The 17281-nt window shown below is 35.6% G+C and carries 16 protein-coding genes; 15 read left to right on the forward strand and 1 reads right to left on the reverse strand.

The annotated features are described in order from the left end of the window. Positions 1-124 precede the first annotated feature (124 nt). The 15 genes from B0E34_RS02410 (at position 125) to B0E34_RS21080 (ending at position 16127) form a co-directional block, all read left to right on the forward strand. A complete protein-coding gene (locus tag B0E34_RS02410; RefSeq protein WP_087706445.1) occupies positions 125-766 on the forward strand; it encodes a DNA-3-methyladenine glycosylase family protein in 642 nt (213 codons plus the stop codon). A 184-nt stretch (positions 767-950) separates the two neighbouring features. Beyond that, positions 951-1841 (forward strand): aspartate carbamoyltransferase catalytic subunit, encoded by an 891-nt coding sequence (locus tag B0E34_RS02415; protein ID WP_087706447.1) that lies wholly within the window; start codon positions 951-953, stop codon positions 1839-1841. Between the two features lie 159 nt (positions 1842-2000). Continuing rightward, positions 2001-3074: a carbamoyl phosphate synthase small subunit gene (locus B0E34_RS02420; protein WP_087706449.1), complete on the forward strand. Its 1074-nt coding sequence runs from the start codon at positions 2001-2003 to the stop codon at positions 3072-3074. Between the two features lie 270 nt (positions 3075-3344). Continuing rightward, entirely contained in the window at positions 3345-6524 is a 3180-nt protein-coding gene (gene carB, locus B0E34_RS02425; protein WP_087706489.1) for a carbamoyl-phosphate synthase large subunit, read from the forward strand. Between the two features lie 236 nt (positions 6525-6760). Then, positions 6761-7570, forward strand: a complete 810-nt coding sequence (locus B0E34_RS02430) for a tetratricopeptide repeat protein (protein WP_087706450.1) — start codon at positions 6761-6763, stop codon at positions 7568-7570. Positions 7571-7609: 39 nt separating this feature from the next. Continuing rightward, on the forward strand, positions 7610-8158 hold the full coding sequence (locus B0E34_RS02435) for a hypothetical protein (RefSeq protein WP_087706452.1): 549 nt from the start codon (positions 7610-7612) through the stop codon (positions 8156-8158). 12 nt (positions 8159-8170) lie between these two features. After that, positions 8171-8602, forward strand: a complete 432-nt coding sequence (locus B0E34_RS02440) for an SRPBCC family protein (protein WP_087706454.1) — start codon at positions 8171-8173, stop codon at positions 8600-8602. A 279-nt stretch (positions 8603-8881) separates the two neighbouring features. After that, positions 8882-9772, forward strand: a complete 891-nt coding sequence (locus B0E34_RS02445; RefSeq protein ID WP_087706456.1) for an XAC2610-related protein — start codon at positions 8882-8884, stop codon at positions 9770-9772. Between the two features lie 135 nt (positions 9773-9907). Further along, on the forward strand, positions 9908-11059 hold the full coding sequence (locus B0E34_RS02450; RefSeq protein ID WP_087706457.1) for an ABC transporter ATP-binding protein: 1152 nt from the start codon (positions 9908-9910) through the stop codon (positions 11057-11059). Positions 11060-11080: 21 nt separating this feature from the next. Next, positions 11081-12958, forward strand: coding sequence for a hypothetical protein (locus B0E34_RS02455; protein ID WP_087706459.1), 1878 nt, complete (start codon positions 11081-11083; stop codon positions 12956-12958). Between the two features lie 93 nt (positions 12959-13051). Next, positions 13052-13921: a hypothetical protein gene (locus B0E34_RS02460; protein WP_087706461.1), complete on the forward strand. Its 870-nt coding sequence runs from the start codon at positions 13052-13054 to the stop codon at positions 13919-13921. Between the two features lie 145 nt (positions 13922-14066). After that, positions 14067-14672, forward strand: a complete 606-nt coding sequence (locus tag B0E34_RS02465) for a DUF2911 domain-containing protein (RefSeq protein WP_087706462.1) — start codon at positions 14067-14069, stop codon at positions 14670-14672. Positions 14673-14723: 51 nt separating this feature from the next. Continuing rightward, positions 14724-15203: a GNAT family N-acetyltransferase gene (locus B0E34_RS02470; protein WP_262484716.1), complete on the forward strand. Its 480-nt coding sequence runs from the start codon at positions 14724-14726 to the stop codon at positions 15201-15203. Between the two features lie 330 nt (positions 15204-15533). Beyond that, a complete protein-coding gene (locus tag B0E34_RS02475; protein ID WP_087706464.1) occupies positions 15534-15893 on the forward strand; it encodes a cupin domain-containing protein in 360 nt (119 codons plus the stop codon). Between the two features lie 3 nt (positions 15894-15896). After that, positions 15897-16127: a hypothetical protein gene (locus B0E34_RS21080; protein ID WP_116100007.1), complete on the forward strand. Its 231-nt coding sequence runs from the start codon at positions 15897-15899 to the stop codon at positions 16125-16127. A gap of 47 nt (positions 16128-16174) precedes the next feature. Here the strand turns inward: B0E34_RS21080 and B0E34_RS02480 are convergent, their stop codons facing one another. Continuing rightward, positions 16175-16918, reverse strand: coding sequence for a dienelactone hydrolase family protein (locus B0E34_RS02480; protein WP_087706466.1), 744 nt, complete (start codon positions 16916-16918; stop codon positions 16175-16177). Positions 16919-17281 lie beyond the last annotated feature (363 nt).

Genomic DNA, 17281 nt, shown 5'->3' on the forward strand with positions numbered 1-17281 from the left:
TTAACTTATGTGCTCTTTTTTCCATTAAGTATTAAATTCAAGAAACTAAAGTGTTTAAATCTTTTGTGGTAAAAAAGGTTAAATAAATTTAACGATAAAGATTGTAAAACAAAACGCAAAAGAGATGACTGATGAAATACTGACTTTCAATACCTCAAATTTTCATGAGATGTGTGATTTTCTCGCGAATTGTGATCAGGATTTAAAATTAATTATCGAAAATCATGGTTATCCTCCGATGTGGAACCGAGAAAATACTTTTGAAACCCTCGTTCATATCATTCTGGAACAACAGGTTTCTCTCGCTTCAGCTTTAGCCGCATTACATAAACTGAAAGAAAAAATTACAGAAATCACTCCTGAAAACATTCTTAGTCTTACGGATGCCGAAATGAGAGAATGCTATGTAAGCCGACAGAAAAATACGTATATCAAAGGTCTGGCAAATTCAATACTGGAAGGAAAAATCAATCTTGAGAAATTCCAGGAAATGTCTGATGAAAAAATTAGGGAAACATTAATCAGCTTAAAAGGCATCGGAAACTGGACGACCGATATTTATCTTATGCTTGCTCTGCAACGAACCGACATTTTTCCTATCGGAGATCTTGCCGTAGTAAATGCATTAAAAAAAATTAAACGGCTGCCTCCGAAAATATCCAGAGAAGAAATCATTACCATCAGTGAAGAGTGGAAACCGCTCAGATCTGTTGCTACAATGATACTTTGGCACTATTACTTATCAGATTCAGCCAGTAAAAAATGATGGTTTTTTTATAAATTCAATTTTCATTTTGTCAGTTTACAGAATTGTTATATCTTTGCACCTAATGAATAACACAGTATTTATATCATTAGAATTACCGGGCGTAGACGCCCTTTACGATATTTATTTATTTTAAGCGAAGATATTTTCTTCGCTTTTTTTTTGTAAAAAATTTAAAGACAATATGTTTACGATTACAGAACTAAGCAACGAGAGAATCAACAGTATAGTAACAGAAGCATTGGCTTTTGCGAACGGGAAAACTGCCAAAATTGAAGGAGAGGTTTTCTGTTCCAATCTTTTCTTCGAAGACAGTACAAGAACGAAAACAAGTTTTGATATTGCTGAAAGAAAATTAGGATTGCAGGTCGTTCCTTTCGATGCTTCCCACAGTTCTGTAAACAAAGGAGAGAGTCTTTATGATACGGTAAAAACCATCGAAAGTCTGGGCGTAAATCTTGTCGTAATCAGAGATAAGAAAGACCGGTATTTCGATGAACTGAAAAATATAAAAATTCCGGTGATCAACGGAGGAGACGGAACAGGAAACCACCCTTCACAATGTATGCTGGATTTAATGACGATCTATCAGGAATTCGGAAAATTTGAAGGATTAAAAGTAGGAATCGTTGGAGACGTAAAACACAGCAGAGTGGCAAACTCCAATGCCGAAGCGTTAAGAAGATTAGGCGCAAAAGTATATTTCTCAGGACCGGAACAGTGGTTTGACGAAGGAGCCTTAATCAACGGAACCTATCTAAATATTGATGAAATGATCCATGATGTAGATGTTCTGATGTTATTAAGAATCCAGCACGAAAGACATGATGCGAAAATGAGTTTCTCCGCTTCAGAATATCACAAAAAATATGGTTTAACCAAAGAAAGAGAAAAAGCCATGAAAAAAGAAGCCATCATCATGCATCCTGCACCCATCAACAGAGGAGTGGAAATTGATGACGATTTGGTAGAATGCGAACGCTCAAGAGTTTTCAAACAAATGCAGAACGGTGTTTTCGCAAGAATGGCAATCTTAAAAGAAGCCTTGGAAAAACAAGGTTATACTTTTAAATAAGAACCAAGGTAAAAGAGCCAAGGTAAAAGTAAAAAGAATCAAGTAGTAAGCCGACCCGAAAGGGTCAAACAACAATAGCCGTGGGTAAAACCCATGGAAAAGAAAAAAAAGCCTCGTAGAGGCGACCTGTTAATAAAAAAGAAAATCTAAATAAAGAAAATGAAGAAAAAATTAATACTGGAGTCCGGTGAAGTGTTTCACGGAGAAGGTTTCGGAGCAGAATTGGAAACTGCAGGAGAGGTGGTTTTCAATACCGGAATGACAGGGTATCAGGAATTGATCTCTGATCCGTCTTACTGCGGTCAGATTGTTTGCATGACCTATCCGCTTATCGGAAACTATGGAATTAATAGAGATGATTATGAGAGTATTGAACCGGCAATTAAAGGACTTATCGTAAAAGAACTTTGTGATCTGCCATCCAACTTCCGTACTCAGATTACTTTAGATGAATTATTTAAAAAGAAAAACCTTTCCGGAATTTCAGGGATCGATACCAGAAGACTCACCAGAATTCTTCGTAACCACGGAGTGGTGAAAGGGAAAATCGTAAACGCTGATGCCGATGAAAGCACAGTAGTTTCAGAATTAAAATCAACCAACTTCCCAACAAATCAGGTACAGCAGGTTTCCACAAAAACACCTTACGCAAATCCGGGAAGAGGCTTAAAAGTAGTATTGGTAGATTTTGGTTCCAAATTAGGAATTATCAGAGAGTTATCTCAAAGAAACTGCGATATCACAGTCGTTTCTCAGAACGTAACTGCAGAAGAAATCTTACTGATGAATCCGGACGGAGTGATGCTTTCTAATGGTCCCGGAGATCCTGAAGATAACCAACAGGCTTTAGAAATGATCAGAGGAATTTTAGGAAAAGTTCCGATCTTCGGAATCTGTTTAGGACACCAGTTAATTGGTTTGGCTTGCGGCGCAAAAACGTTCAAGTTGAAATTCGGACACAGAGGTGGAAACCATCCGGTTTTAGATGTAGAGAAAAACAAAGTGGCGATCACTTCTCAGAACCACGGTTACGCAGTAGATCAGGAAAGTTTAAAAAATACAGACTTAATAGAAACACACATCGCACTGAACGACAGAACAAACGAAGGTCTGAAACACAAAATTCACCCTTGTTTCTCCGTTCAGTATCACCCTGAAGCAAGCCCGGGTCCAGAAGATGCAAATTATTTGTTCGATGAATTCATCCAGCTAATGGAGGATTTTAAAAAGTAGAAAATTAATTTGGGCAGCTTAATCCGCCTTCCGCTCCCAATCTTTTTTGCAGGACTTTTCGGCGAAAACAGAATAAACAGGATGGCAAAAAAGGATTTGCGCTCAAGTCGGGCTGCGTGCAATTCGCTGCAAAATTAAAGAATCCGAAGGATTCAATATGAATAGCCGTAGGTGCAACCTATGGAAAACGGTGGACATCATGAAAATGGTGAAACAACCAACATCAGAACCCGAAAGGGTTCAACATCAACAAAAAGGATAAATTTAAAAATGAAAAGAAACGACATAAAAACAATTTTAGTAATCGGTTCAGGTCCCATCATTATCGGTCAGGCGGCGGAATTTGATTACGCAGGAACGCAGGCTTGCTTATCTTTAAAAGAAGAAGGCTACAAGGTAATTTTGATTAATTCAAACCCTGCAACCATTATGACGGATGTTGAAATCGCAGATAAAGTCTACATCGAGCCGATTTCACTTCAGTTTGTAAGTCACATCATCAGAAAAGAACGTCCCGATGCGCTGTTACCAACGCTTGGAGGACAAACCGGACTGAATATGGCGGTAGAACTGGAAAAATCAGGAATTTTGGAAGAATGCAAAGTTGAGGTGTTGGGAACCAAACTTTCAGCCATCAACAGAGCGGAAGACAGAGACCTTTTCCGTGAACTGATGAGAGAACTGAACGAACCCGTTCCGGAATCTGACATCGTAAACACAGTAGAAGGAGCATTAAATTTTGCCGACAGAATCGGGTATCCTGTTATTGTTCGTCCGGCTTTCACCATGGGTGGAACAGGAGGAGGTATCGCTTCCAACGAAACTGAACTGAAAGAAATTGCTGAACTGGGATTAAAACACAGTCCCGTAACACAATGTCTGATTGAAAAATCAATCGCAGGTTTCAAAGAAATAGAATACGAAGTAATGCGTGATGCAAACGACAACGCCATTGTGGTTTGTAACATGGAAAATATAGATCCGGTTGGAGTTCACACAGGAGATTCAATCGTTGTGGCACCTTCTCAGACGCTTTCAGACAGAGAATACCAGTTGTTGAGAAACGCTTCACTTAAAATCATCAGAGCATTAGGAATTGAAGGAGGATGTAACGTACAGTTGGCTTTAGACCCGCATTCATTCGATTATTATATCATTGAGGTGAATCCGAGAGTTTCCCGTTCATCCGCTTTAGCATCAAAAGCAACAGGTTATCCGATTGCAAAAATTGCTGCGAAAATTGCGGTAGGATTAACGCTGGATGAAATCATGAATCCGGTGACAGGGAAGACATACGCTTGTTTCGAGCCGGCTTTGGATTATGTAGTCACTAAATTCCCAAGATTCCCTTTCGATAAATTCGAAACAGCGGACAGAAGATTATCAACCCAGATGAAAGCTACGGGTGAAGTAATGGCAATCGGAAGAAATTTCGAAGAATCTTTACAGAAAGCCATCCGTTCTCTGGAAACCGGAATTAAACATATTGGTTTAAAAACCAAGCAGGCAGCAGCTTTAACGGCTGAAGAAATTGAAAGAAGAATCAGAGTTTGTGATGACGAAAGATTATTCATCATCGGAGATGCTTTAAGAAGAGGGTACGACTGGGAACAGATCGTAGAATGGAGCAAAATTGATAAATTCTTCATCTGGAAAATCAAAAAACTGATTGATTTCGAAAAGACAATCGCAGAAAATAAATTCAGCAAAGAAATTTTACTGGAAGCTAAAAAACTAGGTTTTGCAGATGTAAATATTTCAGTTCTCTGGAACGTAACAGAGCGTGAAGTGTTCAATTTCAGAAAAGAAAACGGAGTAATGCCGGTATATAAAATGGTAGACACCTGCGCGGCGGAATTCGAATCTGAAACACCCTATTTCTACGGAACGTACGAAGAAGAAAACGAATCTGTAGTTTCAGACAAAGAAAAAATCATCGTTCTTGGTTCAGGGCCTATCAGAATCGGACAGGGTGTTGAGTTTGATTACGCAACGGTGCATTCAGTTTGGGCCATCAAAGAAATGGGTTACGAAGCGATTATCATCAACAATAACCCGGAAACAGTTTCTACAGACTTCTCGATTTCAGATAAACTATACTTCGAGCCTTTAACGGAAGAAGATGTAATGAACATCATCGAGCTGGAAAAACCAAAAGGCGTTGTGGTACAGTTCGGAGGACAGACAGCTATCAACTTAGCAGATAAATTAGCCGCTCATGGAGTTGAGATTTTGGGAACTTCCCTGGAAGATCTGGACAGAGCGGAAAACAGGGATAAATTCGAAAAAGCGCTTCAGGAAATGCAGATTCCGCAGCCTTTAGGAAAAACATCGGTTTCAAAAGAAGAAGCAATAAAAATTGCCAACGAGATCGGTTATCCGGTGTTGGTTCGTCCGAGCTACGTTTTGGGAGGAAGAGCGATGGAAATCGTGTACACGGAAACAGAACTGGCGCACTATATGGAAAATGCAGTGGAAGCAAGCCCAGAACATCCCGTTTTGGTTGACAAATACATGGTAGGAAAAGAAGTGGAAATTGATGCCATCTGCGACGGTGAAACAGTAATCATTCCGGGAATTATGGAGCACATCGAAAGAGCTGGAGTTCACTCCGGAGACTCGATTGCGGTATATCCTCCACAGAATATTTCACCAAGCGAGATCGAAACTTTGGTTGATTACACGAAAAGATTGGCGAAAGGATTAAATGTGATCGGATTAATGAACATCCAGTATGTTCTTTTCGAAGGAAACGTTTATGTGATCGAAGTAAACCCAAGATCATCGAGAACCGTACCTTTCTTATCTAAAATCACCGATGTTCCGATGGCAAATCTGGCTACAAAAGCAATTTTGGGACAAAAACTGAAAGATTTAGGCTACGAAAGCGGACTGGTTCCAAACAAAGAAGGGGTTTTCGTAAAAGTTCCGGTGTTCTCTTTCTCAAAATTAACAAAAGTAGATATCTCTCTAGGACCAGAAATGAAGTCTACAGGAGAGGTTATGGGGAAAGACACCACTTTGGAGAAAGCTTTATACAAAGGATTGGTTGCGGCAGGAAGAAAAGTTCCGATGCACGGTTCGATTTTGTTTACGGTTGCTGATAAGCATAAGCAGGAAGCGGCTGATCTGGCAGCAAGATTCCACGAAGTTGGTTTCAGAATCTGGGCAACAGAAGGAACGGCAAAATTCTTTGAAGAAAAAGGAATTCCATGCAAAATCGGATATAAAATCGGGGAGGAGAGTGTCAACCTGATCGACCTGATCCAAAAAGGAAAAGTGCAGTACGTTGTGAACACGATGACGAAAGGAAAACAGTCGGAAAGAGATGGTTTCCAGATCAGAAGAATGAGTGTGGAAAACGGCGTACCTTGCTTAACATCCATGGATACAGTAGAAGCCATCCTGAAAGTTATCGAAAGCATGAGTTTCAAAATGGAGACAATGTAGTTTTCGGAAATTTGAATGATTTACCATAAATCAAACCTCACAGGTTTTTAAAACCTGTGAGGTTTTGTTTTTACATGATTTTCGAATTAAATAAAGTAAAAGCGGGAGATTTTTTCTTCTGCTTTTTTTATAGAGATTTTTCAGAATTTTTTGAAGTAAAATTAAATCAATAATAATTTAATAATTCCGTACATTAGATTTTTTAAAAACTATAACACGGTCCTATAAAGTAAACCATGATTAAAAAAAGCCTTATAATATTTCTTGCACTATTTAGTCATTTTATATTTTCTCAAAGCAAAACAGCTACTTATTATGCGGAAAAAGGAAGAGATCTTGTAAAGCAGAAACAGTATGCAGAAGCTATAAAGAATTATGATAAAGCAATAAGCATTAATCCGAATAGCAGTGTAGTTTTTCATCATCGTGGTGCTTCTAAAGCCAATCTCAAGGATTATAAAGGAGCGATAGCCGATTACTCAACATCAATTAAATTGAATCCGAATGATTTTGAAGTATTTTATAATCGTGGTGTTGCAGAATATTATTCAAAAGATATCCAAAATGCATGGAATGATTTCAGCAAAAGTATAGAAATGAATGCCGATTTTGCGCAGTCTTATTTATTCAGAGGATATTGTAATGGTGATTTAAAGAAATATGAAGAAGCATTACGTGATTTTGACAAGGCGCTTACACTTGATCCAAACAATGCGGATGGATATATCAACAGAGCTATCGTTAACATAAATGTTGGCAATAATATAGAAGCAATGGAAGATGCTGACAAATCTGTAGTATTAAATCCACAGGATATAAGAGGTTACAATATAAGAGGACAGGCAAAAGCCTTATTGAAAAAATACAAAGATGCTATTGACGATTTTACGATTGTAATTAATAAGGATCCGAAACATATACAGGCAATTTCCAATAGAATGTCTTTAGAATTAGAATTACACGACACTGAAAGTGCCTGTAAAGATTATTTGAGAATGAAAAAACTGGGCGAGAAAAATACCTATATGGAAACTTATTGTAATTAATGTTTCTAAGTTTAGGAATATCAATATTAAATTGCATATATGTTAACTCTGGAAAATATTAATGAATTTTTTGCTGATTATCCGATTAAAGATATTGACTGCAATCACAATATTTTGATGGATTATGAAAAGATTTTTAAAATTTACGATGGTAAATTTGGATATTTAAGCTATCTGGAATTTAAATCTTCGGATAATTCAGAAATTTTTTTAGGCTCTTATCCGATGAACGGAGCCGATCTGTGGAAATGTAAAAAATGTGGAAAGCTCAAATTCTTTTATACCGAAACAGGCGGTCATTTTCCTCAGACTTTATCTGTTGATGTGGATTTTAATAAGAAATATCTTTCAGATCCCTTTGCAAAATCAGTCTCCATAAAAGCCGAAAAATTGAGTGATTTTATCACTACATTTGGTTTTTCCGAATTGCAAAATCCTGAAAAAATAGAAAAATTTAACGGAATTAAAGTTATCGATAAATCAAAAATCTATATTTTTGGTTATCATGAATTTAACGGAAATATTACTTTCAATATGATTTCAGATAAAAATACTTTGAGAAAAGTATATGATTTTGAAAATTCATAAAAAGACAAAACGATGTCAATACAAAATTTCTCTTACACCTTCACAACTTTAAAATCCACAGAAGAAGTCTTCAGTACTTTAATCAATCCCCGAAACTGGTGGATTGGTCTGCATCATGAAATCATTACCGGAAAATCTGAAAATAGGAATGATGAATTTATTTTTGATGCCGGAAATGGAGTTCATCACACCGTTCAACGACTTATAGAAGTAAGTCCTTACGAGAAAATTGTTTGGGAAGTGATCGAAAGTAAACTCACATTTGTAAACAAAATGGACGAATGGACAGGAACAAAAATTTGTTTTGAGATTTTCAAAGAAGCTGATAAAACAAAAGTTGTTTTCACGCATGAAGGCTTGATTCCACAATTTGAATGTTTTGGTGGTTGTTCCGGTGCATGGTCGCAATATCTGGAAAAGTTGGAGAAAGATTTGAATCAATAGAATTTTAAGATTTTGAAAGAAAAATTTTCTATTCACTATAATTATAATATTTAGAGCTTATTTTATAAATAAAAGTCTCAATTTCAGAGCTTTATTCATAAGGTCTATGTCTTGTTTTCCTAATACTTTCCTTTTGCTCTTCGGAAAATTTAAATCCATTTCTTTCATCGTCTAAAATCCTTTCAATGTAACCTGGAACCCTTTCCGGAATTTTTTCCGGAGTATCTTTCAGAATTATAAAAATTCTGTACATTTAGAACAAAACCTGTAAATTTAAAAATGCACAAAAAAATCTTTTCCATTCTATTTTTCTTTTTGATTTTCACCATAAATGCACAAACTGTATACACCGGCTTTATCGGCAATTATCCTGTTGAAATGGTGATTTATCCTTATGGGAAATTGGCTGATGCTACATACTCTTATACTAATTTCGATGAACCGATAAGTCTGGACAATGGCAAAATAAACAATGGACATCTTATATTTCAGGAAAAGGAAAATTCAAAAAAAGATATTACGACAGCTGTTTTAACGATCAATAATTTTTCTAAATCCAAAGATAACCTCGAAGGAACATGGAAAAATACAAAAAGCAATACCGAACTCAAAGTCAGCCTTACCAAACAATATGCTTTTGATGTCGGTGAAAATATCGAATGGTCTGGAAGAGAACTGCTGCAGCCTGTTTCTCTGGGAAATAATTATTTTAAAATTGTACTTACCAAAAAGAAAGATGAATATTACCCGAAAGTTTCCGCAGTGAAGATTATTGAGAAAAAAACTGATAAAGTGTTGCAGATTCTTAATGTAGAATGCCAACCTTGGGGATTGAATAGTATTGCTGTAAATGATTATAATTTTGATGGAATTATGGATTTTTCCGTTTTTGAAAGCAGTTATGCCGGTCCCAACACTTCCAGCATTTACTTCTTATATGATAAAAAATCCCGGCAGTATTTTGAAAGTGGCTTTAGCGGAATTTCTTTGGAATTTGATCAGGCTAAAAAAAGAATTTACGAAAGGAATCAATGCTGTGCCGGTACAGTGGTGACAACCGCGGAATATAAAGTGGTGGATAACAACATGATTATACTGGGGCAACACTGCTATCGCTGGAGTGAGAAAAAGCATGGGCTCGTAGAGAGAAAGTTAAAGGAATGCCGGTAAATTTTTCTTTTTATGAAAGATTTCCTATGGTAAAGGTGATAGGAAAATAAATTAGTTTTTATTCGAGTCAAAAGAATTGTGGGGAAAAGAAATTTTATATCTTTAAAACCTGAAAATTAATAACTCTGAAACCAAATGACGAAACATCAGCAAAGAGTAGCCGAAGTCTATCATTTTTTTGACAATAAAGATACTGTTTTAGGATTTAGAAAATTACTGGACTGTGCGATGGATACTCAGAATATGGAGATCTACAAAGAAGCTGTCGCATTAACTGACTGGAAAGAACAGTTCCCTTCATACACGGATGAGCTCATCGAAAAATCAAAAAATCTTCTTCAGAAAATAGAAAAAATTCCGGTAAAAGAACAGTCGCTGGAAAAATCTGTACTGAGAGCGAGAAATATTTTAAAATCCTACGGAAGCAACCGCTTTTCGCTCGGTCCGGTTTCTGTGGAAATGAATAAAGGACAGGTTTACGGTTTGGTAGGCGAAAACGGAAACGGAAAAACAACGTTACTGCGTATCCTTGCTAAGGAAATTTCTTTTAATGAAGGTGATTTGAATTATTCTTTCAATGAAGAGCCTAAAAATGAATACGATCTCCGTACAAAACTTGTTTACATTCCGCAGAGGACTGCAAAATGGTACGGAAGTTTAAAGGACAACCTGAAATTTGTATTGGCAAATTACGGCGTGAAACCGGAAGAAAACGAAATGCGAACTCTAATGATGATCGCCCGTCTCGGACTTTGGAATTACAAACATCTGAAGTGGAGCGAACTTTCTTCAGGCTACAAAATGCGTTTTGAATTAGCTAGAACACTGCTAAGAAAACCGGAAATTTTATTACTGGATGAACCTCTTGCCAATCTGGATGTTTTGGCACAGCAGGTTATTCTGGAAGATTTAAAATCGATTGCAAATTCGGTTAACAATCCTATTGCATTGATTTTGAGTTCACAGCAGCTTTACGAAGTAGAGAAAATATCAGACAAAGTTATTTTCCTGAAAAACGGACAGTACAAAGACAATTCTGAATTGGTAAATGAAGAAAACGACGGACTGATTATTGAAATTGATACCACAAATTCCAGAGAAGATTTATTAAAAGCATTTGAAGGTTTCCCTCTTGAAAAGCTGAATTTCAACGGAGGAGTGTATGTTGCTCATTTTTCAACAGATACAGAGTTTCATACCGTGATGTCCGCGCTCGGAAATGCCAGAATGAATGTGGTGTATATCCGTAATATTTCTTCCTCAACCAGAAGATTTTTCGTAAGCTAATTTTCTCAAATTCAACAAAAAATGCAAAAAATAAATAAAATCAATCAATATCTGCTCGAAAAATATCCGACGGTATGGAACACCAGAATTGTATGGATGCTTTTGGCGAGTGCAGTTCTTCATATTTTCTTTTTTATCATAGGTTATATTTCTCACGCAGATCCGGTCTCTTTACAGAAAATGAATGTAAAAGATGACTATTTCCGCGAAGGAATGATTTTTATCCACCTCATTATTTCGGTTCTCATGATTGTGGGATGGCTGATTATGATGTTTAAAAATAACGCATTCAAAAACTTTTATCCTTCTTCAAAAGGTAAATTGTTCCTGCAGTTTGTTCAGTACTTCATTATTATTTTTGCAGGTACTACTTTTTATTTTTCTTATATGACGGGTTTCAAGATGTTTATCAAAAACAAATATCCCGATCAGGAAATGACTGAAAATATTAATGTTATTAATAAAGCCAATGCTTTTCTTTCTCAGGATCTTGAGCATTATACTTTGGATAACAGAACTTTTCCAAAGTTTTACGATCTGTATTGCGAGACCGACATCAATAAAATAGACCGGAATCAGAAATATTTTGTGTACTATAACAGGGTTTATCAGTTCTATAACTTATATTCAAAAACCGTTTATAAAAAAGATAAATACGGAGATTTCCTTTTCCCATCAGGTGAAACCAAAAAGAATCTGGCGTATGAAGAAAATAAAAAAGGCTCTGCAACCTACTATTTCAAAAAAGATGTCGTGGATATGTCATCCTACATCAATACTACGGATTTAACGTATTATAATTTTTCTGATGTATTTTATAATGATGATGATTCAGGAAAGGATTATTTGAGGATGCAATATTCCGGTGAAGAGCCTTATGACGGATACAATCAGATGCTTAAAGACTCTTATAAAAAGAAGAGATTCGAAATCAACAGATTAACAACGGAACTGCTTAACAAAAAAAATCCTGCTGAAATTGAAAAGCTGCTGAAAAGTTTTCTTGATATTTCGAAAAAATTCGGAATCAACAATAATCTTGATTCAAAAAGCTGGGTGAAAATGATCTATCATCCCAATGATTTCAACGTAAGATATTTTATTAAAAAATACAAACCGGTTCCGGGTGAAGATTATGATGTAAATAATCCGCCAATGGACGAAGACGGAAATTATGTGTATACCGAAGCTGTTACAGATTCTGCCGCTGCAGTTGTAGACGGTGAAGTGATAAATGATTCCGTTCAGATCAGAGACTTTAATCCGGATATTGATAACCAGCTTTCTCCGGCAGAATATTTTAAGAATAACACGACAGATTACTACTATTATTCAGACAATCTTCAGAATCTTCTGAATAATGTAGTTATTATAAAATCTACGGATTTCTTTTCAGAAAATATTCATATTTATATCTGGATCGCATTTTTCCTTGCTACCATTATTTTCAGCTTCAGAATAACAGGGCTTAAATCTCTTCTTTTCAGCGTGATTAGTGCAGGCGTTTTATTTTTGGCAGTTGTTCTGGTAACAGTGTTATTTTCTGCTTCGAGCGGAAGAAACGGAATTGAATTTTTTGTTTCCTATTTTGTTTTTTTCATAGGACTGGCTATTTTACTCCTTCCGATTGTGATGATGAGAAGCCTTAAAAAACTTATCGCTTCAATCCTTATCAATATCTCTTTGAATGGTTTTGTACTTTTTGTATTGCTGATCTTTTTTATCATTAATATCCATCAGGAAAGAAACTGTGAACAGATCAATATTATGTCTTATAACTGTCCTACAATTATCAAAACATTAGAATTCAATCTCAGTTATATAATTTTATGCTGCGGATTTGTCTTTATGTATCTGTATACTTCCATTCTGCATAAATGGAAAGCAATGCCGAATTGATTTTCAAATAGGATTAAACCTCATATCTGATGTATGAGGTTTTGTTCTTAATAATATTAAATTAATTCTTAGTTTTGCGACTTAATAATTATCATGAAAAAATATTTACTTGGAATTTCTTTTATTTATCTTTTATCCTGTGGAAATTCCGATAATCTTGAAAATGAAAATGTAAATCTACTGAATACAAAAATTCAGACATTAACCATTCAGGATGAAGAGATCGACAATGGAAATGCTACTTTATATGAAAAGCTAGATTTTAAATTTGAATATGCTCAGAATAAACTAATTAAGGTTTGGGATATTCATAATAATTATACGGAGAACCTTTCTTACACTAATAATTTAATTACTAATATAAACATTAGTGGATATTCTTATCCGCAATTATCTAATCATCTGTTTTTTAAAGTGAAAAGAAATTTATTTTATGACAATAACCAAAGAATTATAAAATCTGAAGCTGTAGAAAGTCCTAATAATTACAGATATACAACTTTTGAATATCCTTCTACAAACATTATTGTTGCAAAAAATTATCTTCAAAATTCTTTTGATGGTAGTATAACATGGTCACAAAAATCGATTATTTACTTAAGTAATGGCAATGTAGAAAAAGTAGAAATATGGTCGAATACAATTCCTTCTATACAAAGTAGTGTTACAAAATATGAATATGATCAAAAAATAAATCCTAATCATTCAGTTGATATAAACAGAATTTTAGCACTACCGGAATACTCATTTAATGTTTTTGAACTTCAGGATTACTCACAGATTTCAAATAATAATGTTATAAAGAAAATGAAGTATACCGTAAATAATAGTGTTGAATCATTATCTGAAACAGTAAATGTTCATTATAATTATCAAAGTAATAATCTTCCTGCAACAATTTATTTACAATATAATTATTCCGGAAATACGGGACTAAAAGTTTCAGCGATCTACGGATATTAATAGAAAATTGAAACTATCTTATTATAAACAAATTTTAATTATAAAATAATAGCAATGAGACTATATTATAACATGAAACAAAAATTGTTATAATTGAGAAGGCTATTCTTTTTTGATTTCGTAATTTTAGGCAAAATTTAAAAAAGTGAAAAAGTTATTATTTGCGATTTGTATATCGGCTTCAGTTTTCAGTTTTGCGCAGGATTATTCTGTACCGGCAGCAAGTCCGCGCCAGAAAGTAGAGCAGCAGTTTTCAATGTCTAAAATCACGATCGATTACGGAAGACCTGGAGTGAAAGGACGTAAAATCTTCGGAGAACTGGTTCCTTACGGACAGGTTTGGAGAGCGGGAGCCAACTCGTCTACTAAAATTACCTTCGGACAGTCTGTGAACTTCGGTGGAAAAATTGTTCCTGCCGGAACATACGGATTATTCATCGTTCCGACAGAAAAAGAATGGAAAGTAATTTTAAACAAAGATTTCCAGCAATGGGGAGCCTATACATATGATGCAAAACAGGACGTTGTAGACGTTACCGTTCCGGTTAATAAATTAGCAGATAAGCAGGAATGGTTCGAAATTACTCTGAATCCTACCGGCGAAAACTCAGCCAACCTTGTGTTAAAGTGGGATATGTCTCAGGCGGAAGTCGCTTTAAAACCTTCAAGTCCGGAAGCCGTAAGTAAAATTGCAGACAAGTTGAAGGAAATCAAAAAGATCGAGTCTGACGCGGCAAAAACAAAAGGCTAAGAAATGAACTTTTCTATTCAGACTGTTTTAGAAAACTAAAAATATCAGTTAATCCCCTTGCAACAAGGGGATTTTGAGGCTTTATACAAGGTAGCTTCCGATCCTAAAGTCTGGGAACAGCATCCCAATAAAGACCGCTACAAAAGAGAAGTTTTCGAAAATTTTTTCAGAGGAGCAATAGAAAGCAAAGGCGCCTTTAAAATTATTGAGAAAGAAACAGGAGCAGTTTTAGGAAGCAGTCGTTTTTATGATTATGAGGAAGAGACAAACCGTATTTTTATCGGCTACACATTTTACGGAACAAAATCGTGGGGAAAAGGAATCAATTCGCAGATTAAAAAATTAATGCTCGATTACATTTTTCAGTTTGTAGATACCGTTCATTTTCATATCGGAAAAGAAAATTACCGTTCCCAAATTGCTTTGGAAAGACTGGGCGGAAAGAAAATCACAGAGCAGGAAGTCGCGTATTTCGGAGAACCGACGAGAACCAATTTTGTATACGAAATTAAAAAGGAGAACCATTTTTAAAGCTTGTTTAAGCTAATTTCAGCATAAACCGCAAAAGGGACAAAAGATAATGTTAAAGTGAATTTCCATAATAATCAAAGCGCTCAAAAGAATAAAAATCAAAGATTTTTAAAACTATTGTGAACTTTTTCATGTATAATGATCAACTTTAAATAAAAGTTAGTTTATCTTTTGTGCCTTTTGCGGTTAAATAAAAGTTTAGGCAGACTTTTAGTTTAAATTAAAAACTTTGTTAACTTTTATAAGTGAAACGGCTTTGTGAAACTTAAAAGCGATAACTAGTAAAAAACTTTTTTACTTAGTGTTCAAAAAAATAAAAAAATAAATAATATGAAGAAATATAAAATTCAGCAATCGCCATTCGTTGTTCCTACAACAGACGGGAAACTCATTGAAGAACACTGGGGAAATTCAACAGGAAATTCCAATATTTCTATTGCACACATGGTTGCACCGCCCAACTGGAGCGAGCCGCATCAGACTCCCGAATTTGATGAATTTACCCTAATTATTTCAGGAAAAAAACAATTTGAAATTGACGGCGAAATTGTTGTCTTAGAAAAAGGACAAAGTATTTTGATAGAAAAAGGTGCAAGAGTTCGGTACAGCAACCCATTTTCTGAAGAATGTGAATACGTTGCGATCTGCCTTCCTGCTTTTTCTATGCATCTTGTAAACAGAGAAGAATAAAGTATGGCGCTACAAATTTGTCCTAAATGTAAAGAAAATTCCTTTACGTGGTTTATCAACGGAAAGTCTCATGTAACGGTTTGGAGCTGTTTCAATTGTGATTATGAAGCAAAGGAAAACGAAAGTGAGGAATGCATCTGCGAAAATTGTGGAAAGAAAACAAAAACAAAGCTTAAAGATAAAGAAACCGAATATTTCTGGTGTTCTGACTGTAACACGACAAGCGAACTATAAAGAAAACGACCTCTAAAATTGGAGGTCGTTTTTTATGAGGATTATAATTATTTCAGAAGTTCTTTTAAAAACATCAGCGTGTGATTCCACGCTCTTTTTGCCATCACTTCGTTGTAATCCGGCGATTTCGGATCGGTAAAAGTATGTTTGGAATGTGCATACGTGATGATTTGCCAGTCCGCATTTCCATCATTCATTTCCTTCACCAGATTGTTGTAATCTTCTGGACTTACCCCTCTGTCATCGGCAGGATTTTCCACCAGAATTTTTGTCGAGATCGGTCCGTTTTTTCTCGCCTGATCCTTTCCGATGCTTCCATGGATAGAAACAACGCCCACCACAGGAAGATTTCCCCTTGCTGATTCCAAAGCTCCGGTTCCTCCGAAACAATAGCCGATAACCGCAATTTTTTCAGGAATTGCACCGTTTTTTTTCAGCTCTTCCAGCGCAAGCGAAATCCTTTTCTGGTACGCTTCGTAATTTTTCTTGTAATATCCGGAATTTTTCGCAGCCGTATCCATATTCGTAGGAATGTTTCCCTCTCCATAAATATCCGCAATAAAAGCAACGTAGCCTTGTTTTTCAAGTTCGGCAGCGGCTGTTTTCGCTTCATCATCAATTCCTTTCCAGGCAGGAAGAATCAGAACTCCGGGAAGTTTTTTCCCCGCATTGGAAGTTACCAGTCCGTTAAGTTTCTGCGCGCCGTCCTGATAAGCGACAGGTTTCAGATTCTGACCAAAAAAAGTCACCGAAGTCATTAAAAATGAAGACAATAAAAGTGAACGTATCATATTTTGTAATTTAATTTTTTTTAGGAGCTGTTTCCCGCTTTCGCTACTCGCTTTTTCTTAGTTTCGGCGGTGGCGAAGCCCCCGCCGAAACTAAGAAAAGAGCTCAGACACGCCGCTCAATCGGGGCTAAATATCGGTCTGTTTTATCAATACTGCAACAATACCATCAATACTTCTGCCAAATTCAACCAATCATTATTAAGATTTAATCAATAAAAATTTTGAACATCTTTTGTTCTCTAAAAATTCAAGATTTTTCATTTAATCATACCCCATATTTTCAAGTTTGTGATAAGTTTGCCTACAATATTTAAAGAATACTAAAAGTTAAAAATATTCATTTAAAATAATACATTAGAAAAA

Source organism: Chryseobacterium mucoviscidosis (assembly GCF_002177115.1).
GTDB classification, from domain to species: Bacteria; Bacteroidota; Bacteroidia; order Flavobacteriales; family Weeksellaceae; genus Chryseobacterium; species Chryseobacterium mucoviscidosis.